This is a genomic window from Streptomyces sp. NPDC051315, assembly GCF_044455165.1.
Taxonomy (GTDB): Bacteria; Actinomycetota; Actinomycetes; order Streptomycetales; family Streptomycetaceae; genus Streptomyces.
The window spans coordinates 1-18,211 of record NZ_JBITEN010000014.1; the positions used below are offsets into that span (position 1 = coordinate 1).

At 74.1% G+C, this 18,211-nt stretch carries 18 protein-coding genes; 6 read left to right on the plus strand and 12 right to left on the minus strand.

Features of this window, described 5'->3' with window-relative positions; genetic code table 11:
* Positions 1-117: 117 nt before the first annotated feature.
* Positions 118-846 carry a hypothetical protein gene (locus tag ACIBBD_RS25185; protein WP_399421784.1) on the minus strand — a complete coding sequence of 243 codons (729 nt, stop codon included), beginning with the start codon at positions 844-846 and terminating at the stop codon, positions 118-120.
* A 494-nt stretch (positions 847-1,340) separates the two neighbouring features.
* Positions 1,341-1,934: a flavin reductase family protein gene (locus ACIBBD_RS25190; protein WP_399422016.1), complete on the minus strand. Its 594-nt coding sequence runs from the start codon at positions 1,932-1,934 to the stop codon at positions 1,341-1,343.
* A gap of 82 nt (positions 1,935-2,016) precedes the next feature.
* On the opposite strand from ACIBBD_RS25190, the gene ACIBBD_RS25195 reads away from it, so the two are divergent.
* A complete protein-coding gene (locus tag ACIBBD_RS25195; protein ID WP_399421785.1) occupies positions 2,017-2,940 on the plus strand; it encodes a hypothetical protein in 924 nt (307 codons plus the stop codon).
* A 3-nt stretch (positions 2,941-2,943) separates the two neighbouring features.
* Here the strand turns inward: ACIBBD_RS25195 and ACIBBD_RS25200 are convergent, their stop codons facing one another.
* The 4 genes from ACIBBD_RS25200 to ACIBBD_RS25215 form a co-directional block, all read right to left on the minus strand.
* A complete protein-coding gene (locus ACIBBD_RS25200) occupies positions 2,944-3,741 on the minus strand; it encodes an enoyl-CoA hydratase/isomerase family protein (protein ID WP_399421786.1) in 798 nt (265 codons plus the stop codon).
* 82 nt (positions 3,742-3,823) lie between these two features.
* Positions 3,824-6,055: an acetate--CoA ligase family protein gene (locus ACIBBD_RS25205; RefSeq protein WP_399421787.1), complete on the minus strand. Its 2,232-nt coding sequence runs from the start codon at positions 6,053-6,055 to the stop codon at positions 3,824-3,826.
* A 216-nt stretch (positions 6,056-6,271) separates the two neighbouring features.
* Complete coding sequence (locus tag ACIBBD_RS25210; protein ID WP_399421788.1) at positions 6,272-7,456, minus strand: flavin-containing monooxygenase; 1,185 nt, start codon at positions 7,454-7,456, stop codon at positions 6,272-6,274.
* A gap of 237 nt (positions 7,457-7,693) precedes the next feature.
* The gene (locus ACIBBD_RS25215) at positions 7,694-9,325 is read right to left on the minus strand and encodes a subtype B tannase (protein WP_399421789.1); all 1,632 of its coding nucleotides are present in this window, start codon (positions 9,323-9,325) and stop codon (positions 7,694-7,696) included.
* Between the two features lie 254 nt (positions 9,326-9,579).
* On the opposite strand from ACIBBD_RS25215, the gene ACIBBD_RS25220 reads away from it, so the two are divergent.
* Positions 9,580-10,029: a DoxX family protein gene (locus ACIBBD_RS25220; RefSeq protein WP_399421790.1), complete on the plus strand. Its 450-nt coding sequence runs from the start codon at positions 9,580-9,582 to the stop codon at positions 10,027-10,029.
* On the plus strand, positions 10,026-10,460 hold the full coding sequence (locus tag ACIBBD_RS25225) for a Zn-ribbon domain-containing OB-fold protein (RefSeq protein ID WP_399421791.1): 435 nt from the start codon (positions 10,026-10,028) through the stop codon (positions 10,458-10,460). The genes ACIBBD_RS25220 and ACIBBD_RS25225 overlap by 4 nt, the downstream gene beginning before the upstream one ends.
* A gap of 227 nt (positions 10,461-10,687) precedes the next feature.
* On the opposite strand, the gene ACIBBD_RS25230 is transcribed toward ACIBBD_RS25225, so the two are convergent.
* From ACIBBD_RS25230 to ACIBBD_RS25245, 4 genes are all read right to left on the minus strand, one after another.
* The gene (locus tag ACIBBD_RS25230; protein WP_399421792.1) at positions 10,688-11,668 is read right to left on the minus strand and encodes an expansin EXLX1 family cellulose-binding protein; all 981 of its coding nucleotides are present in this window, start codon (positions 11,666-11,668) and stop codon (positions 10,688-10,690) included.
* An 81-nt stretch (positions 11,669-11,749) separates the two neighbouring features.
* Complete coding sequence (locus ACIBBD_RS25235) at positions 11,750-12,415, minus strand: pyridoxal 5'-phosphate synthase (protein WP_399421793.1); 666 nt, start codon at positions 12,413-12,415, stop codon at positions 11,750-11,752.
* 42 nt (positions 12,416-12,457) lie between these two features.
* Entirely contained in the window at positions 12,458-12,733 is a 276-nt protein-coding gene (locus tag ACIBBD_RS25240; RefSeq protein ID WP_399421794.1) for a hypothetical protein, read from the minus strand.
* Between the two features lie 36 nt (positions 12,734-12,769).
* Positions 12,770-13,951 carry a thiolase C-terminal domain-containing protein gene (locus tag ACIBBD_RS25245; RefSeq protein WP_399421796.1) on the minus strand — a complete coding sequence of 394 codons (1,182 nt, stop codon included), beginning with the start codon at positions 13,949-13,951 and terminating at the stop codon, positions 12,770-12,772.
* Between the two features lie 119 nt (positions 13,952-14,070).
* On the opposite strand from ACIBBD_RS25245, the gene ACIBBD_RS25250 reads away from it, so the two are divergent.
* Both ACIBBD_RS25250 and ACIBBD_RS25255 read left to right on the plus strand, forming a co-directional pair.
* Positions 14,071-15,291: an acyl-CoA dehydrogenase family protein gene (locus ACIBBD_RS25250; protein WP_399421798.1), complete on the plus strand. Its 1,221-nt coding sequence runs from the start codon at positions 14,071-14,073 to the stop codon at positions 15,289-15,291.
* Positions 15,288-15,821: a nitroreductase family deazaflavin-dependent oxidoreductase gene (locus ACIBBD_RS25255; RefSeq protein WP_399421799.1), complete on the plus strand. Its 534-nt coding sequence runs from the start codon at positions 15,288-15,290 to the stop codon at positions 15,819-15,821. The genes ACIBBD_RS25250 and ACIBBD_RS25255 overlap by 4 nt, the downstream gene beginning before the upstream one ends.
* Here ACIBBD_RS25255 and ACIBBD_RS25260 read toward each other — a convergent pair.
* Complete coding sequence (locus ACIBBD_RS25260; protein WP_399421800.1) at positions 15,745-16,368, minus strand: LysE family translocator; 624 nt, start codon at positions 16,366-16,368, stop codon at positions 15,745-15,747. The genes ACIBBD_RS25255 and ACIBBD_RS25260 overlap by 77 nt on opposite strands.
* Before the next feature lie 82 nt (positions 16,369-16,450).
* On the opposite strand from ACIBBD_RS25260, the gene ACIBBD_RS25265 reads away from it, so the two are divergent.
* A complete protein-coding gene (locus ACIBBD_RS25265; RefSeq protein ID WP_399421801.1) occupies positions 16,451-16,903 on the plus strand; it encodes an Lrp/AsnC family transcriptional regulator in 453 nt (150 codons plus the stop codon).
* A gap of 223 nt (positions 16,904-17,126) precedes the next feature.
* On the opposite strand, the gene ACIBBD_RS25270 is transcribed toward ACIBBD_RS25265, so the two are convergent.
* Positions 17,127-18,032 carry a hypothetical protein gene (locus tag ACIBBD_RS25270; protein WP_399421803.1) on the minus strand — a complete coding sequence of 302 codons (906 nt, stop codon included), beginning with the start codon at positions 18,030-18,032 and terminating at the stop codon, positions 17,127-17,129.
* Between the last annotated feature and the right edge of the window lie 179 nt (positions 18,033-18,211).

Genomic DNA, 18,211 nt, shown 5'->3' on the forward strand with positions numbered 1-18,211 from the left:
CCCCCCCCCCCCCCCCCCCCCCCCCCCCCCCCCCCCCCCCCCCCCCCCCCCCCCCCCCCCCCCCCCCCCCCCCCCCCCCCCCCCCCCCCCCCCACGACCGGGATGACGTCAGCACAGCTAGGCCGTTTCGAACGAAAGTGCCTGGACCGAGCTGTCGTCGGGTGCGCTGCACTGACCGACTTCGCCGGTGGGCGTGTACGGGCGTCCGTCCAGGGTGGTGTCCGAGTAGGTGCACTCCATGACGAAGGTGCGCAGGAACTGTACGGCGCAGCCGTTGAGTTGTGCGGTGATGGAGAACTGATCGGCGGTCCACGACTTGCTGGTGGCGTGGAAGGTCTCCAAGTTCAGGGCCACGTAGAGGTTGCCGCCGGCGAGGTCTGCCGCTGTGATGGGGGCGGAGACGGTCAAGGTCTCGACGTGGCCGACGGGGGCGCTCCGCATCACACTGTCCTCGGCGATCATTGTGGTGTTGCGGTACAGCCACAGCGCACCGTCTCCGAGTTCTCCTCTGCCCGGTCCGTTCAGGGTGACGCGTGTGGAGACGGTGAGTGTTCCGGTGGCTCCTTCGCAGTTGGGCGGGGTGGCGGTGATGCGGCCGACGGCAGTGCGGTAGACCTGGGTGCCGTCGCCGGCGGAACCGTTCGGGTCGGCCGGGTAGGTGAGGGCGCCGCCGGACCACAGAGCGGCGTGCGAACCCGGCAGGTCCGGGAAGATCCGCCCCGGGCCGAGGGTGGTGACGGTGTCGTCCACGACCGTGGGCGCGACCGGGGTCGTGGTGGTGGTGTCGCACAGCAGTAGCGTCGTGGAGCTGCGGCCCGGCGAGCAGGGAACAGGAGTGTTGCACATGTACGCCCTCCTGGCGTGTGTGGCGGCCGGGGGTGACCGGCCGTCCTCCGGTGTGGTTGTGGGCGGACTCCAGTTCCGCTACGACCACCCGGGACCTGCTCGTACCGGGACCCTGCCGCAGCAGCCGTGGCCCTTCAGCGCCCTGGCCCGCTCGAGACGACGCGTTTGCCTTTCCTCGCGGGGCGCTCGACCGCGGGGGCCGCAAGTCGCCTCGCCGAGTGATTGCCCAATTGGCATAACCAATAGTGCAGATTGAACCCGATGGGGTGATAAGCGTGATTTCCGCATAAGCTGCGAGGTGTCGGCCACCGTCCAGTCGGGCCTCGTTCACCCTGTGTGTTCGCAAGCCAAGACGTGTGGCGCTTGGGCCGCGCGGCTGAACGGCGCGGAGCGGGATGGGCGGACTCTCGTAACTGAAGGTCCCCCCGCGAGCCCACTGCACATCACTTAACTACGCACCCGACCTAGCGATCAGATGATCCGAACGAAACGGCCTAGAGGAACCGCCCCCGGTGGAACAGCAGCGGCGGTTCGTCCCGGTCGGTCGCGCCCAGAGCCTCCACCCGGCCCACCACGATCAGGTGGTCGCCGCCCGTGTGCACGGTGTGGATCGTGCAGTCGATCCAGGCGAGGGTGCCCGCGAGGCGCGGGGAGCCGGAGGCGGGGGCGGCGTCGTGGGCCACCCCCGCGAACTTGTCGGCGCCGCTCACCGCGAAGGCGCGGCACACCTCCTCCTGGTGGGCGGCGAGGACGTTGACGCAGAAGGCGCCCGCGCGGGCGATGCGGGGCCAGGTCGTGGACGTGCGGCCGACCATGAAGGCGACGAGGGGCGGGTCGAGGGAGAGGGAGGTGAAGGACTGGCAGGCGAAGCCGGCGGGGGAGGGCTCGTCCTCGGCGGCCGGCGCCGTGATGACGGTGACGCCGGTCGCGAAGGTCCCCAGGACGCGCCGGAAGCCGGCCTGGTCCACCGGCGGCCGTTCGTCCTCGCCGACGCAGCGCAGCACGGGGCGGGGCAGTGCCTCGTACGGCTCCGCCGGGCGGGTCCGGAGATGGCGGACGGCGGCCGCCGCCATGCCTGCGTGTCCCATCATGCATGCCATTGAAGCTGACGGGTCGTCAGATGAGAAGGGGTGTGCGGGAGCGGGCGGGACGGGGCCGTACGCTGCGCTCATGGGGTGGGCGGATGTACGGCGCAAGGCGGGCTTGAGCCGGGCGGACGCCGAGGCGACGGCGGCCGTGGCGGCGGGGGCGGCGCAGCTTCCGGCGGTGTGCGCGCTGTGGTGGACGCACGCCCTGGCCACCGACCCGTACCGGAGCGGCTACGGCCCGGCCTTCGGGATGCTCTGCGTGATCCTCCTCGCGCCCGTGTACCTGCCGGTGCTGGGGCTGCTGCACGCGTGGGCCCAGATCCTGCCGGGGGCCGCGCTCGCCGCAGTCGTGCCGCGCGGAGTGCGCCGGCCGCTGTGGGTGAGGCAGTTGCTGGGCGTGGCCCTGGCCGGCGTGGTGTGGGCCGCCGTGGGGGCGGTGCTGTGGGGCTGGCCCCTCGCCGCCGCCCTCGTCCTCGCGGCCCTGGGGGTGCTGCCCGTCCTCGCGATGGCGTACGCGCGGGCGCGGAGCACGACGGGCGCCCGGGGCCTCTGGTGGCGTGCGGGGGTCGCCTCCGTCACCCTGTTCGTCCTCGCCTTCCCGGTCGGCCTGCTGGCCACCGCCACCGGCCTGATCGAGGAGTACGAGCCCCCGGAGCTGTCCGCCGCCGACCTCACCGGCGTCTGGCGGGGCGAGGAGGGAGCCGTCCTGCGGCTGCGGCCGGGCGGCCGGGCCGAGCTGACCCGGATGCCGGCCGAGGCCGGCTTCGAGGCGACCGCGGACTTCGAGGTGTGCGACGGGACCGGGAGCTGGTCCTTCGACGGGCGGGGCGACGACCGCGCCCGGGACGAGGTCGTCGTACGCCTCGACACCGGCAGTGGCACCGGCAGTGGCTGCGGGAACGAGACGTCCTGGACGATCGCCGGGACGGAACGGGCGCCGGAGCTGTTCATGGTCGTCGGGGACCCGGACTCCGGGGAGCTGAGGATCCTGCGGCCGACGTCCTGATTCTCACCGCCCCCGGAACCGCGCCGCACGTCGCTCCACGAAGCTCGTCACGCCCTCGCGCGCGTCCTCCGTCGTCATGTTGATCTCCTGGGCCGCGGCCTCGGCGGCGAAGGCGGTGGCGCGGTCCGTGTCGAGGGAGGTGTTGACGAGGTGCTTGGTCAGGGCGAGGGCCCGGGTGGGGCCGGTAGCCAGGCGTGCCGCCCACTCACGGGCCGTCTGGTCCAGCTCCCCGTCCGGGACGACCCGGTTGACCAGGCCGAGGCGCGCGGCGTCGGTCGCGGTGAGGGCGTCGCCGAAGAACATCAGCTCCTTCGCGCGGTGGGGGCCGATCAGGCGGGGGAGGAGGTAGGCGCCGCCGGCGTCCGGGACCAGGCCCCGGCGGACGAACACCTCGATGAAGCGGGCCGACTCGGCGGCCAGGACGAGGTCGCAGGCGAGCGCGAGGTGGGCGCCGAGGCCGGCCGCCGTGCCGTTGACGGCCGCGATGACCGGCTTCTCGCAGTCGAGGACGGCGGCGATGAGGCGCTGGGCGCCCAGGCGGAGGGTGCGGGCCACGTCCCCGGCGATCCGGTCCCCGGCCGGGGGGCCGCCCCGCAGGTCGGCGCCCGCGCAGAAGCCACGGCCGGTTCCGGTGAGGACGACCGCCCGGACCTCCGGGTCGGCGGAGGCCCCGGCCAGCAGGGCGATCAGATGGTCGCGCTGGTCGGGGGTGAGGGCGTTGAGCGCCTCGGGGCGGTCGAGGGTGAGGTGGGTGACGTGGCGGTCGGTCGTGTCACGGATCCCCGGGTCGGGCACGGTCATGCTCCGTTCTGGCGCGGTCCAGCCATCGCGGGCGGGTGTCCCCTTCATCTCCTCGCCGGTCCGTCCCTCGCCGGCCCACTCCTCACCGGCACACCACCAACGCGTCCAGCGCCACCGCCCCCTGCCCCTGGGGCAGCACCATCAGCGGGTTGATGTCCAGTTCCGCCAGTTCGTCCCCCAGCTCCAGCGCCATCCGCTGCACCCGCAGGACGACCTCCACCAGCGCGTCCAGGTCGGCCGGCGGGCGGCCCCGGACGCCGTCCAGCAGGGCGCGGCCGCGCAGTTCGGCGAGCATGTCGCGGGCCTGCTCCTCGCCGAAGGGCGGGACGCGGACGGCCACGTCCCGCAGGACCTCCACGAGCACCCCGCCCAGCCCGGCCGTCACCGTCGGCCCGAAGAGCTCGTCGTGGGTGACGCCGACGACCATCTCCACGCCCCGCTCGACCATCTGGCAGACCAGGACCCCGTCCAGCGGGACGCCCTCGTAGCGGGCGATGTCGGTCAGCTCGCGGTAGGCGTCGCGCACCTGGCTGGCCGAGGTCAGGCCGACCTTCACCAGGCCCAGCTCGGTCTTGTGGGCGATGCGGGCGCCGGACGCCTTCATCACCACCGGGTAGCCGACCAGCCCCGCCGCCCGCACGGCCGCCGCCGCGCTGGTCACCAACTGCTCGCGCGGCACCCGTATCCCGTACGCGCGCAGGAGCTGTTTCGCCGCGTGCTCGCTGAGCTGCTGGCCCGGACGCATCAGCAGCCGCGCCTTGCGGAAGGACGGTGACGGGGTGCGCGGGGCCCGGTCGAAGGGCGAGTGGTAGTCGCGGACGAAGCGGTGGTGGTCGAGGTAGGCGCGGACGGCCGTGAGGCAGTTGCCGACCGTGCGGAAGGTCGCCACCCGGGAGGAACCGAGCAGCACCTCCCGGTACGCGGGCTCGGTGCCGACCGGTGAGCCCCACACCACGCACACCAGCTTGTCCGTCGTCTCCGCCGCGTCCACCAGGTCCCGCACGAGCCGGTCGCTGAGCGGCGGGAACGGGCCGGTGACGGGGCAGATCAGGACGCTGACCTCGGGGTCGGCCAGGAGCGCGTCGATGATCTTGCGGCCGCGCCGGTCGCCGACCGGGTGGCCGCCGTTGTCGACGGGGTTCGCGACGTTCAGGTACTCCGGTATCCACTGGTGCAGTTCGGCCTGCTTGGCGGGCGACAGCCGCGGCAGCCGCAGTCCGGCCGCCGTCGCGAGGTCGGCGACGTGCGCGCCGGTGCCGCCGGAGATCGCGTACACCGCCACCCCGTCGGCCCGCGGGGGCCTCGCCCGGGCCAGCAGGGCGGCCGTGTCCTGGAGTTCGTCGAGGCCGTCGACGCGGATCACGCCGTACTGGCGCATCGCCGCGTCCACCACCTCGTCCGCGCCGGTCAGCTTGCCGGTGTGGGTGGCGGCGGTGCGGGCGCCCGTCTCGGTGCGGCCGACCTTGACCGCGACGACCGGGACCCCGCGCCGGGCGGCCCGGTCGGCGGCGAGCAGGAAGGCGCGGCCGTCCTTCAGGCCCTCGAGGTAGCAGGCGATCGCGCCGACCTCGGGCCGCTCGGCGAAGTAGGAGAGGAAGTCGGCGGTCTCCAGGTCGGCCTCGTTGCCGGTCGGCGCCCAGTGGGAGAGGCGGATGCCGAGGTCCTGGAGGGCGAAGACCGGGCGGCCCTGGTGGCCGGACTGGGTGACGAGCGCGATGGCCGGTCCGTCGAGGTCGTCCCGGAAGCGTTCGAAGGCGTTGAGGTTCGTGTTGGGCCCCAGCAGCCGCATCCCCGAGCGGGCCCGCCGCACGGCCGCCGTGAGCCGCTCCTGCGCGGCGGCGCCCTCCGCGCCGGTCTCCGCGAACCCGGAGGCGAAGACGACCGCGAACCTCGCCTTCGCCTCGGCCAGTTCCTCGATCACCGGCAGTGGGTCGGCGACCAGCAGCACGGCCAGGTCGACCTGCTCGGGCAGGGCGGCGACGGAAGGACAGCAGGGGGTGCCGAAGACGGTCTCGCGGGTGGGGTGCACCGGGTGCAGCCGCGCCCCCACCCGCTGCGCCCAGGCGGCCAGCTGCCGGGTGACCCCGGTGTTCGGCCGGCCCTCGGCGTCCGAGGCGCCGATCACCGCGACGGACTCGGGGCGGAAGAACCGGTCCAGGTCGGGGACGGCCGTGTACAGCGGGCGTCCGCTGACGTCCAGGTCGTCCGCGTGGGCGGGCCGGCCGTGGACGGCGGGCCCGGGCCTCTCGCCGCACGCGAGGACCCGGGCCCCGCGGGAGTCGGTGGTGAGGGTGCCGTGGGTTGATCCAAGCATCGGTCCGCCCGCTCCTGTGTGACGGTGACTGGCAAGTAGCTGACGCACTGTCAGGTTACAGAACTGACGGTCTGTCAGGAATGGTCGTGCACACAGAACGCTTCGAGAGCGAGAGGGGCGGAGCCGGAAAGGTGAACAGGGCTCACATTCTGGCTCCGCGCGGGGGCACGGGCAACGCTCCGGTCGCCACGGACACGTGTGAAACGGGCAGGAGGGTCAGGCGAGTTGGCGGCGGACGGCCTTGGCGATCCGCTCCGCGTCGATCGCCAGCTCACGGAGGGTGCCGCTGATGGGCGTGGTGAAGCCGGTGAAGTACAGGCCGGGCGCGTTCTCCGGGGCGCGGGGGCCGTGGGTGACCGGGAGGCCCCGGTCGTCCAGGACGTCGAGGTGGCCGACGAGGCCCTCCAGGGCGCGCACGTACCCGGTGGCGGCGACGACGGCGTCCGGGGAGATCCGGGTGCCGTCGGCGAGGACGACCTTGCCGTCCTCGAAGGCCTCCACGGCGGCCACCACCTCGACCCGGCCCTTGCGCACCGCGTCGATCAGGCCGGCGTCCTGCACCGGGACCGCCCCCTGCCGGGCCCGGGTGTAGAGCCCCGTGTCGGGACGCGGCAGCCCGTGCGCGGAGAGGTCGGGCAGGCTCAGCGCCATCACCCGGCAGATCCGGTCGACGAGGCCCACGGGCAGCCGGCGGACCAGGATGCCGCTGTACTGGGCGGGCCAGCCGGCGGTCGTACGGCGCACGATGTGCGGGACGGTGCGCACGGCCAGCCGTACCCGCTCGGCCCCGCTCTCCACCAGGTCGACGGCGATCTCCGCGCCGGTGTTGCCGACGCCGACGACCAGGACGTCCCGGCCGGCGTAGGGCCTGCCGTCGCGGTAGGCGGAGGCGTGCGTGAGGTCACCGGTGTACGCCTCACGGCCCGGCCAGTCCGGCAGGTGGGGGGTGTGGTTGTAGCCGGTGGCGACGACGACCGCCGAGCCCGTCAGCTCGCGACCGCCGGAGGCGCGCAGCAGCCAGCCCGTGCCGTCGGGGGTGCGTTCGACGCGGGAGACCTCGACACCGGTGACGAGCTCCAGCTCGTGGTACTCGGCGTACTTCTCCAGGTAACGCACCACGTCGTCACGGGCCACCCACCGCCCGAACCGGCGCGGCATCGCGAGGCCGGGCAGGGACGACAGCCGCCGGGTGGTGTGCAGACGCAGCCGGTCGTAGTGGCGCCGCCAGGACGCGCCGACCCCGTCGGCCCGCTCCACCACCACGGCGCGTATCCCCTGGGCGCGCAGCGCGTACGCGGTGGCGAGTCCGCCGGGGCCGCCACCGATCACGTAGACGGGACGGTCGGCGGGGTTCGCGGGGGTGATCGCGGCGGCGTTCGCGGTCGGTGTGGAGTCGGCCATGAGCGCGAGCGTAATCACGCACGCGATTGATGGGTCTCGGTCAAGACCGGAATTGGTTGCGGATTGATCACGCTTGGGGGAGATCCGGGTAGGACCGGTGGCGTACCCCACCTGGTTGTGGGGAAGCCGCGACGCCGGGTCCAGGTGCGCTGGAGCCCGGCGTCGCGGGGGGCGGCGTCGGTTCTTATGACGGGAAACGGACGCCGCGATCGGGGGGCCTCCCGGCGGGGAGGCCGGTTACCGCTTGCGGGCCTTGTAGCCGGCGACCTTGGCGATCCACGCGATGAAGTCGCCCGGGTCGGTGTTGGCGCCGTGGCCCTCGTCCCAGTAGTAGAGGTGGCTGACGTCGTCGCCGAGGGCGTGCGCGGCGGCGGCGAGGTTGGCGGAGACGGTGTGCGAGGTGTCCGAGTCCTTGGTGCCGAGGCGGATCCACCAGTGCTTGGTGCGCTGGGGGTTGGCCTTCTCGACCAGGAAGTACATCGGGTTCATCAGCCGCAGCAGCTCGGGGACGTCGCTGTCGAGACGCTTGCCGGTGAGCCCGGTGGTGTCGTTCTTCAGGCTGTACGCCGTGAAGTGGCGGGAGACGGTCGTGCCCGTGCCGAACTCGTTGTTCTCGCCCGTCGACAGGTCGAAGGCGTCGAAGGCCGGGACGGTCTTCTTGCGGGCGCCGACGTGGGTGAGGAAGTCGGCCCAGGAGAAGGTGGCCCTGCCGTTCTTCCAGGTGATGAAGGTGTTGGCGGCCAGGTACGTCGCGCGCTCGGAGTCCGACAGGGCGGCGAGGTAGGTGGTGGCCGAGGGCTCCATGTACTGCTTGAGCAGGTACGCGTCGTAGTTGCGGGCGTTGAGGGTGCCGAAGTCGTTCAGGCCCTTGAGCCTGAGGGAGGCCTGGTACTCGGCGAACTGCGACCGGAGCTGCTTCGACACCGTCTGGTCGACCTGCTTGCCGGTGCTCAGGGCGTTGGTGCCCCAGTTCCACTCGTAGGCGCCGTCGGCGTGCTCCAGGTCGGTGATCGGGCACCAGGCGCCGGTCGCGAAGATCGCGTCGGAGGCGTCGGCGGCGCCGATCTCCTTCAGGTACGCGTCGTAGAGCGGGCTGTCGCCGGAGGCGCCGAGCAGCGAGGACAGGGCGCCGCCGGCACTCGTGCCGGAGGAGACGATCCGGTCGGTGTTGCCGGGGATGCGGCCCTTGTTGGCGCGCACGTACCGCACGGCGGCCTTGAGGTCGACGATCGCGGCCGGGGCGACACCGTAGTACTCGCCGGCGGAGTTCTTGAGGGTACGGCCGCGGGCGCCGGGCTCGACGACGACGTACCCGGCGGCGAGCGCCAGCTTGGGCAGGCTGACCATCTTGCCCTGGTTCAGCATGGCGTTGCCGCCGGACTGGACCTCGCCGGTGGAGGCGGAGGCGCTGGGGGCGGCGCCTCCGGTGCCGCCCGGGGCCCCGCCGGTCATGCCCGCGCCGCCGACGCCGGTCGCGTCGGCGACGGACGACGGCATGTAACCGCCGACCGCGTTCGCGAAGAGGATCGGCGCGTCGCTCGCGTCCACGGCCGTGCCGTCGATCTTCACGGGCACGCTGACGTTCAGGCTCTGGTAGGTCGCGTCGACCGGCTTGGCGACGTAGGTGATCGCCTTCCAGAAGCGGTAGGTCACGGAGCGGTCGGTGCCGTCCGCGTCCGTGATGGTGGTGGTCAGCTCCGTGTAGGCGTCCGGGTCGAAGACCAGACCGTCCGAGGAGGAGGCCGAGGAGGCCGAGGAGGACGAACTGGACGCCTGCGCGCTCAGTGCGATGCCGCCGACCGCCGCCACACCGGCGGTGGCGCCGATGCCGAGGACGACCGACCTGCGCTTGACTGCCCTGTGCTTCACGTTGCTGCCTCTCACGTCCGGCGTACTGCTGCTGGGGCTTGCGGTTGCGAACGTATTTCGCGGCCAACAAAATCGTCAACAATGTGCCGGACATTCATGGACGACGCATAGCTTCACGGTGAACGCACAGCTTCCCCTCCCTCCCCCGTGGGCCCGGTGAAAGCCGTTCTTCAGGTGAGGGGGCTTGCGGAAGCGGGCGTCCTCCACTGAACTGACGTACCGTCAGATGTCGGCGTCGGCGGGAGCGGGTGTCCATGGACACGATCTGGCTGGGCGGGGCGGAGTGGCTGGCGGTGCTGCGGATCGGGCTCGGTCTGTGGTGGCTGGAGAGCTGGCGGCACAAGGAGAAGAAGAGCTGGTCCGAGGGCTCCGGCATCGCCTGGGCGGCGGACGTGGCGGCGAAGCACCGCTGGAGCGCCGTACGGTCCGGCTTCGACCTGGTGGTGACGCCGAGGCCACGCGTGATGGCGTACGTCGTCCTGTACGCGGAGCTGGCCCTCGGCCTCGGACTCGTCGCCGGGTTCCTGACCCCCCTCGCCCTGGTGGGCGGCCTGGTCCTGAACCTGCTCTACCTCACCCTCATGATCCACGACTGGGCCGAGCAGGGGCAGAACGGCATGATGGCGCTGATCTCGGTCGTCGCGCTGTTCGGGGTGTCCTGGCAGACCTGGTCGCTCGACGGCGCGCTGGGGTGGTTCCGGTGACCGTCGCCGGGGGCGGGCGGTACGACGTCCCCGAGACCGACGCCTTCACGCGCGCCTACTGGGACGCCGCCGCCGGGGGGCGGCTGCTGATCCGGCGCTGCGGGGCGTGCCGGCGGGCCCACCACTACCCGCGGGAGTTCTGCCCGTACTGCTGGAGCGAGGACGTGGCCTGGGAGCCCGCGAGCGGCCGGGCCACGCTCTACACCTGGTCCGTGGTCCACCGCAACGACCTGCCGCCGTTCGGGGAGCGGACGCCGTACGTCGCCGCCGTCGTCGACCTGGCGGAGGGGCCGCGGATGGCGACGGAGGTGGTGGGGGTGGCGGAGGGCGGGGAGCCGCTGCGCGCCGGGATGGAGCTGGAGGTGGACTTCCGGGAGGGGGTGCCGGTGTTCCGGGCGGCCGGGAGCGCCGGTGACGGCGTCAGCGGGTGAGCGGGCCGTCCGGTCCGGCGGCGAAGAGCCGGGCGGGGGCGGACCCCATGCCGGTGAAGTGGCGGGCGGCCTCCGGGAGAGGACGCCGTGGTGGCGGGTCCGGAAGGACAGGGCCCGGCGGGGGCGGGGGCAGGGACGGCCGCCCCGGCCCCCGCCGGCCCAGCGGGACGGCCGCCCGCCCACCGGCGGTCGGCCGCGAGGTGGGCCGGGAGGGGGCCGCCGCGGGATCAGTGCGCGGCGAACTGGACCCCGGTCGCCTGCACGGCCTCCGGGCGCAGCGCGATCCCGTCGATCGTCAGCCGTTCCCCGTAGATGTCGGTGACCCTGATCGCGCCCCCGCACCCGCTGCCCTGCTCGGACAGGAAGTAGTTGTACTCGGTGCGGGGCAACGCGACCCAGCCGCCGCTCGTCCGCACCTCCAGCCGCGCCAGCGGATTGCGGTGGCCGAGTGCCTGGATGCCGCACCAGTGACGGCTGGACCCGGTCTTGTACCGGATCGAGAGGGTGTCGGACGTGCTGGGGCTCAGCAGGCTCCACGTGATCGCGATCCGGCCGGCCGAGACGTCGGCCAGCTCGGCGAACGCCTGGGTGCTGAGGTCGAGCTGCCCGGGCTCGCAGGGCGCCGGGCACTCGTTGGTGATCCGGACCGTGACGGAGGCGCCGTTGTCCGCGCGGACGCGGACGTACGCCCCGCACGCCTTGGACGTCTCGTAGTCGGCCGTGTTCATCGCCGCGATCATGAGGTCGCCGCTGGGGCCGAACGAGCAGGCGCCGTCACCGTCCCCGGCGTCGTAGGAGGTGGCGACGCCTCGGTAGTCGACGCCCGGCTGTATCCGTCCCGCCGACGGTGCCCCGGGCGACGACGTCCGGCGGCCGGCGGCGGACGTCGGACGCGCCGACGCGCCGGCGGCGGAGGCCGAGGGGGCGGCCGACGGGGTCGCCGTACCGGTCGTCGCGCTCGGGGAGGCGGGAGACGCCGACGGCGTCCTGGACGACGAGGCGGGCGCCGTGACCGTCGGCGCGTCGACGGCCCCGGCGCCCGCGACGGGCGTGCCCGCGGCACCGCCGGCGCCGGCCTCGCGGTCGGGGCGCAGGCCCATCACCAGGGACACGACGACCGCGACGGCCACCACCGCCGCCCCGGCGACGGTGACGACAGGGACGGTGCGCCGCTCACGGCGGGAACGGCGGTGCGAAGGGGATGCCACGGATCAGTCCTTACGCGGTTCGGGAGCACACCTCGTCCCCTCAGTGGCCGCCGCGTCCGGAAAGGTTGCCGTGGGTCCGTCTCACGGCCACAGCAACTCGCCGGCCCAGTCCCCGTCACCCCGCCGGTACCTGAGCCGCACGTGCCGTCGGCTCTCCTCCCCCTGGAAGAACTCCACCGCCTCCGGCCGCAGCCGGTACAGCGTCCAGGTCGGGGACTCGGCCGTCGGGTCCTGGCGCGCCCGTTCCCAGGCCGCCTCCGACGCCCTCGCCAACTCCTCCAGCGAGCCCAGGACCTCGCTCTGCCGCCCGGTCAGCGCGGCGGCCAGCGCGCCCGTCGAGCGGACCCGCAGATCGGTCCGCGCCTCCTCGGCCGGCGCGACGGCGACCGGGCCGCGCATCCGCACCTGGCGGCCCAGCACGGGCCAGTAGAAGGTGAGGGCCGCGTAGGGGCGGGCGGCCAGCTGGCGGCCCTTGCGGCTGGTCGCGTGGGTCGCGAAGGACCAGCCGTCCGCGTCGGCGCCGTGCAGCATCACGATCCGGGCGTCCGGCAGAGACTCCTCGTCCACCGTCGCCAGCGTCATCGTGTGCGGCTCCCGCTCACCCGCCGCCACCGCCTCGGCGAACCACGCCGCGAACAGCTCCAGGGGGTCGGCGGGCACCGCCCCCGGGTCGAAGGACGGCAGTCGGGTCACCTCCGGGTCCCACACCCGCAGCGACCTCAGCAACTCGTGAAGATCCGGTCCCATGGTCCCGAGTATCACGGACGATCCGGTTCCGGTGGCGGCGGTTCAGCCGAGGGCCGGGTACTCCGCCGAGGGAGAGGCCAGGTCCGGACGGTCCACGGGGTAGCGGTCGCCGTGCAGGGTCAGCATCGCCCAGTGCCACGCCTCGTCGTGGAGGACCAGTCCCCGGTACGGCTCGGCGGCCGGCTCGTAGGGGTAGCGATCCAGGGCCGCCGCCCAGGACTCCGGCGGGGTCAGGCCGCCGTACCGGCGCATGACCCACGCGTAGCGACGCCGCTCGCCCTCCAGGCAGTCGACGTACTCCGCCTCGCTCCAGGTCATTCGCCCCTCCTGTCCGCCCGGCCGGGCGGACCGAGGCTACCCCCGCCCCAGCACCACCGTCCCCGAGGAGCAGAACCAGCCCCCGGTCCCCGAGGCGACCCCCAGACGCGGCACCTCACCGTCGCGCGCCCGCACCTGCCGGGGCCCGGCCTCCCCCCGCAGCTGCCGTACCGCCTCCACGAGCAGGAACAGGCCCCGCATGCCGGGGTGTTGGGCCGACAGTCCGCCTCCGTCCGTGTTCACCGGCAGCGCCCCGCCCTCGACCCGCAGCCGTCCCTTCTCCACGAAGGCCCCGCCCTCGCCCTTCCCGCAGAAGCCCAGGTCCTCGAGGGTCACCAGCGTCATGTAGGTGAAGGCGTCGTAGATCTGCGCGAAGTCCATCTCCCCGGGCCCCACCCCGGCCCGTCCGAACGCCAGCCGCCCGCTCACCGCCGCCGGGGACACCGTGAAGTCGTCCCACTCCGTCATGCTCGCGTGCGACACGTGCTCGCCGGTGCCGAGGACCCACACCGGGTCCGTACGGCAGTCCCGTACGTACTCCGCGGCCGCCAGCAGGACCGCCGCGCCACCGTCGGAGCGCAGGCAGCAGTGCAGTGTGGTGAAGGGGTCGGCGATCATCGGGCCGGACAGGACGTCGTCCACCGTCACCGGCGTGCGGAACATCGCCTCGGGGTTCAGGGCGGCGTTCGCCCGGGCCTGGACCGCGACCTCCGCCAGCTGTTCGACCGTCGTGCCGTACTGCACCATGTGGCGGCGCGCGGCCATCGCGTACTTGGCGATCAGGGTGTGCCCGTAGGGGACCTCGAACTGGAGCGGGCCCCGGCCCCCGAAGGCGAACGTGCCCGTGCGGCGGCCGGCCCTGATGTCGGCGCGGGTTGTCGAGCCGTAGACCAGCAGCACCGCGTTCGCGTGGCCGGCCGCGATCGCGTCCACCGCGTGGGCCGCCATGACCTCCCAGGTCGAGCCGCCGACCGAGGTGGAGTCCACCCAGGTGGGGCGCAGGCCCAGGTAGTCGGCCACCTCGACGGGGGCGAGCGTGCCCAGCCCGGCGGAGGCGAGGCCGTCCACCAGCTCCCGCCCGAGCCCCGCGTCCGCCAGCGCCCGCCGGGCCGCCTGGGCGTGCAGGGCGTACGGCGTGGCGTCGTCCACCCGGCCGCAGTCGGCCAGCGCCACGCCGACCACGGCGACCTCGCGGCGCGCCGGTGAGAGGGGTGCCATGAATCTGACGGTACATCAGATCGGGTGGAGGCGGCAGGGGGCGGCCGGGTCGCCGCTCTGGGAATCCCCGCCGCACCGCCCTAACATGACGGACCGTCAGATCGGGAGGAGTGCCGGCCATGGACCCCACTGTCACCGCCGAACAGGACGAGATCCGCCGCACCCTGCGGGACCTGCTCCACCAACGCTGTGGGCCGCACGACCTGCGGGCCGCCCTCTCCACCCCCACCGGCCACGACCCCGCCCTCTGGGCCGCCCTCGCCGGCCACCTCGGCCTGCCCGGCCTCGCCCTCCCGGAGGCGTACGGCGGGATCGGCTGCCCGGTCACCGACCTCGCCCTCGCCTGCGAGGAGACCGGCCGGGCCCTCACCCCCTCGCCCCTCCTCGCGACCACCGTCCTCGCCGCGCCGGCGGTCCTCGCCCTCGGCACCGACGCCCAGCGGACCGCCCTCCTCCCGCGCCTCGCCTCCGGCGCCCTCACCGCCACCCTCGCCGTCCCCGCGCCCGCCCTGTCCACCGCCCTCGCGCTGACCGGCGGGAACGCGGGCGACTGGGCGGGCGGGGGACGCGCCGGCGGCGTCCAGGCCCGGCGCGTCGACGGCGGGTGGCGGCTGTACGGAGAGGCCGCGCAGGTCCTCGACGGGCACAGTGCCGGACTGCTGCTGGTCCCGGCCCACACCGGCGGGTTCGTCCGCTCCCGGGTCCTGCTCTTCCTCGTCCCGGGGGACGCGGAGGGGCTCGTCCGGGTACGGCAGACCGCGCTGGACCCGACCCGGCCGCAGGGACGGGTGCAACTCCGCGAGGTGCGGGCCGAGGCGCTGGGCGGCGGTGAGGACCAGGACGTCCGCGCGGCCCTCGCCCGCCTCGGCGACCGTGCCGCCGCCGTCCTGGCCTGCGAGGCCGTCGGCGCCGCCGAGCGCGCGCTGGAGCAGACCGTCGAGTACGTGGGGCGGCGCGAGCAGTTCGGGCGGGTGATCGGCTCCTTCCAGGCCGTCCAGCACCGGCTGGCCGACGTGTACGTGCAGGTGCAGGCCGCCCGCTCGGCCGCCCACTACGCCGCCTGGGCGGCGGGCCGGGACGAGCGGGCGGACGGCGAGCGGGCGGACCGGGGCGGGCGGGTCGGAGGACTCGCCCTCGCCCAGGCGCTCCAGGCCCTGCGCACGGCCGCCGCGGAGGCGATCCAGCTGCACGGAGGCATGGGTTTCACCTGGGAGCACGAGGCCCACCTGTACTTCAAGCGGGCCGCCGGCGACGACCTGCTGTTCGGTCCCGTGCACCGGCTGCGCGCCCACGCGGCCGAAGAGGCGAGGATCTTCTCGCGCCGGGAGGTGGTGGTGTGACCGGCGTCCGGCTCGTGCAGAAGATCTCCTCGGCCCCGGCCTTCGCCAGGGTCGCCCCGCACGTCGTCCCGGCCCTGGACCGGGCCGTCCACCGGCTCACCCGGGGAAGGGTGCTGCTCAGCGCGCGGCTGCTGCCGGGGGTCGTCCTGACCTCCACCGGCGCCCGCAGCGGGCAGCCCCGGCGCACCCCCCTCGCCTGCCTGCCCGAGGACGGGGGCCGGAGCTGGATCCTGATCGGCTCGAACTTCGGCCGCCCCGGCCACCCCGCCTGGACCGCCAACCTCCTCGCCCACCCCGACGCCGGGATCAGCTGGAAGGGCACCGACATCGCGGTGACGGCCCGGCTGCTGGAGGGGGAGGAGCGGGCGGCGGTCTGGAAGGCGGCGCTGGCCTTCTGGCCGCCGTACGCGACGTACCAGGCGCGGGTGGAGCGGGAGATACGGCTGTTCCGGCTCACCCGCCGAGGGCCAGCCGCTGGACCAGCAGGAACGCCCCGATCCCCAGCATCGCCGCCCCCGACGTCCGGGTGACCGCACGGGCGGCGGCGGGGCGGGCGCCCAGCAGCGCGCGGGCCGCGACGCCCACCGTCAGGTAGACGGCGGCGCAGCACGCCATGTGCAGCAGGCCGAGCGCGGCGGTCTGCGCGGGCACCGGCAGACGCGCGTCCCGGGTCACCAGGAACTGGGGCAGGACCGAGAGGTAGAGCAGCAGCCCCTTGGGGTTCAGGCCGCTGATCGTGGCACCGCGCAGGAAGACCCGTACCCGGCCCTCCTCGACCGCCTCCCCCGCCTCCGGCACCGCCGGCCGGCGCAGCACCCCCCACCCCAGCCACACCAGGTACGCCGCGCCGGCCACCGTGAGCGCGGTGAGCAGCGCGGGCGACCCGGCGACCAGGACGGCGAGGCCGGCGGCCGCCAGCGCCGTGTGCAGGGCGTAGCCGCTGACCAGCCCGCCCACCGCGGCGCCCACCGAACGGCCGCGCAGGCCGGCGGCGATCACGTAGGCCCAGTCGGCGCCCGGCACGCACACCAGCAGCAGGTCGACGACGAGGAAGGAGATCAGCGTTCCGGAGTCCATGGTGGGGACATTAGGCGCGATACGCCCGAAGGTGTTCCCGAACTTTTCGCGATATGGCGGAGAGTGGGGGAGGATCCACCCCATGGACGACGTGGACCGGAAAATCCTTGCCGAGCTGCAGCAGGACGGGCGGCTGACCGTGACCGAGCTGGCCGCCCGGGTGCGGCTGAGCGTCTCGCCGTGCCACCGGCGGCTGCGGGAGCTGGAGCGGTCGGGCGCCATCAGCGGTTACCGGGCGGTCGTCGACCCGGCCGCCGTCGGGCTGACCTTCGAGGCGCTGGTCTTCGTCTCGATGCGGCAGGAGGACCGGGACACGGTCGCGGAGTTCGAGAGCGCGCTGGCCGGCATCCCGCACGTACTGGAGGCCGAACGCCTGTTCGGGGAGCCCGACTATCTGCTCCGGGTGGCCACCGCCGATCTCGCGGCCTTCCAGCGCCTGTACGACGAGCGGCTGGCGACCCTGCCGGGGGTGCAGCGGCTGACGTCCACGCTGGTGATGAAGCACGTGGTGAAGGCCCGGCCGCTGCCGGCGTGACCCGGGGCGTCCGGCGTCCGCGCGAGCCATGGCGGGACGGGACGCGGCGGGGGCCGGCCGTCACGCAGCAGCGCGGCCCGGCCGACGGGTGCCGACCGGACCGCTGCCGTGCCGGACGGGGTCGCATGGCCCCGTGCCGGAGGGGACTGCTTGCCCCCGTGCCGGACGGGGTCGCTTGCCGCCCCCGTGCCGGACGGGATCACACGCCCCCTGCCGGCCGGGGTCACTTCCCCCGGTAGGCGTTGCTGATCGTCTGGGTCAGCGTGTTGCCCTGCTTGTCGACCACGACGGCGCGGAACGAGACGCCCTGGCCGGCCGCGGGATTGCGGACCAGGAAGCCGCCGTTGCTCACCCTCACCTTCTGCCAGGTCCTGCCGTCGTGACTGACCTCGACGGTGAGCGACCTGAGGTTCTCGCCGGCGGCCGCGCCGAGCACGGTCACCGGCACTCGGGTGACCGCTCCGGCCCTGGCCGTCGTGTCACTGTCGAGGCGCGGCGCGAAACGGACCACGGAGACGGGCAGCGCCTGCTCGGAGGTGGTGTGGCCGGAGGTGAAGGTCCAGGCCGCCGAGACCTCGGTGGGCGCGGCGGAGGAGCCGCCGCGGGCGGCCGTCGCCGTGAGCCGGAAGTCGCCGGGCTCCGCCGGGACGGTGACACCGTCCCAGCAGCCCAGGAGGTCCGGTGAGGAGGCGACCTCGACCCCGTCCCGGTACAGCGTGGCCGAGACGGTGTCCTCGGTGGAGTAGCTCCCGTTGCCCGCGCCGTCCTTGAGGAGTTCCAGGCATCCCGTGATCCGGTCACCCTCGCGCGAGACGCCCTCGCCGGTTTCCAGCGCGGGACCGAAGACGCCGACGCCCAGATCACGGCGGTACGACTCGCCGGCCTCGTAACGCCGTATGCCCGCGCTGACCGACTGCTCGGGGTGGACCCCCGTGTCGTCGACCTGGTCCAGCCCGATGAACCAGTCGGTACCCGCCGTCGTCACGTACGTCGTCGTCGCCACGGGCAGCGGACGTATGACGCCCGGGCTGTGAAGGGAGCCGAAGACGTCCGGGACGACCGGTCGGGCGGCGAGCACCCCCTGCTTTCCGGGGACCGTGGCCCCCAGCCGGGTGCCGATCTTCGCCATCTCCTCCGGCTTCGCCTCGCGTGCGAAGCCGGTGGCCAGCGGGCGACCCGGCGGCGGTCCCCGCCGTGGCGGGCGCGCCGGGGGGTGGTGGAGCGGCGGTGGCGGGCAACGCGGTGACCGCTCCCGCGGCCAGGGCGAGCGCCGCCGCGACGACGACCCTGCCCCGGCCGTTGTGTCTC

What these genes read in the sequence shown, in the direction of transcription:
- ACIBBD_RS25260 (WP_399421800.1), bottom strand. Translation starts at nt 16,368, where the DNA reads ATGGACTCCGGAACGCTGATCTCCTTCCTCGTCGTCGACCTGCTGCTG.
- ACIBBD_RS25185 (WP_399421784.1), bottom strand. Translation starts at nt 846, where the DNA reads ATGTGCAACACTCCTGTTCCCTGCTCGCCGGGCCGCAGCTCCACGACG.
- ACIBBD_RS25235 (WP_399421793.1), bottom strand. Translation starts at nt 12,415, where the DNA reads ATGGGACCGGATCTTCACGAGTTGCTGAGGTCGCTGCGGGTGTGGGAC.
- ACIBBD_RS25240 (WP_399421794.1), bottom strand. Translation starts at nt 12,733, where the DNA reads ATGACCTGGAGCGAGGCGGAGTACGTCGACTGCCTGGAGGGCGAGCGG.
- ACIBBD_RS25245 (WP_399421796.1), bottom strand. Translation starts at nt 13,951, where the DNA reads ATGGCACCCCTCTCACCGGCGCGCCGCGAGGTCGCCGTGGTCGGCGTG.
- ACIBBD_RS25210 (WP_399421788.1), bottom strand. Translation starts at nt 7,456, where the DNA reads ATGGCCGACTCCACACCGACCGCGAACGCCGCCGCGATCACCCCCGCG.
- ACIBBD_RS25195 (WP_399421785.1), top strand. Translation starts at nt 2,017, where the DNA reads ATGGGGTGGGCGGATGTACGGCGCAAGGCGGGCTTGAGCCGGGCGGAC.
- ACIBBD_RS25270 (WP_399421803.1), bottom strand. Translation starts at nt 18,032, where the DNA reads ATGGCGAAGATCGGCACCCGGCTGGGGGCCACGGTCCCCGGAAAGCAG.
- ACIBBD_RS25265 (WP_399421801.1), top strand. Translation starts at nt 16,451, where the DNA reads ATGGACGACGTGGACCGGAAAATCCTTGCCGAGCTGCAGCAGGACGGG.
- ACIBBD_RS25190 (WP_399422016.1), bottom strand. Translation starts at nt 1,934, where the DNA reads ATGGGACACGCAGGCATGGCGGCGGCCGCCGTCCGCCATCTCCGGACC.
- ACIBBD_RS25250 (WP_399421798.1), top strand. Translation starts at nt 14,071, where the DNA reads ATGGACCCCACTGTCACCGCCGAACAGGACGAGATCCGCCGCACCCTG.
- ACIBBD_RS25220 (WP_399421790.1), top strand. Translation starts at nt 9,580, where the DNA reads ATGGACACGATCTGGCTGGGCGGGGCGGAGTGGCTGGCGGTGCTGCGG.
- ACIBBD_RS25205 (WP_399421787.1), bottom strand. Translation starts at nt 6,055, where the DNA reads ATGCTTGGATCAACCCACGGCACCCTCACCACCGACTCCCGCGGGGCC.
- ACIBBD_RS25200 (WP_399421786.1), bottom strand. Translation starts at nt 3,741, where the DNA reads ATGACCGTGCCCGACCCGGGGATCCGTGACACGACCGACCGCCACGTC.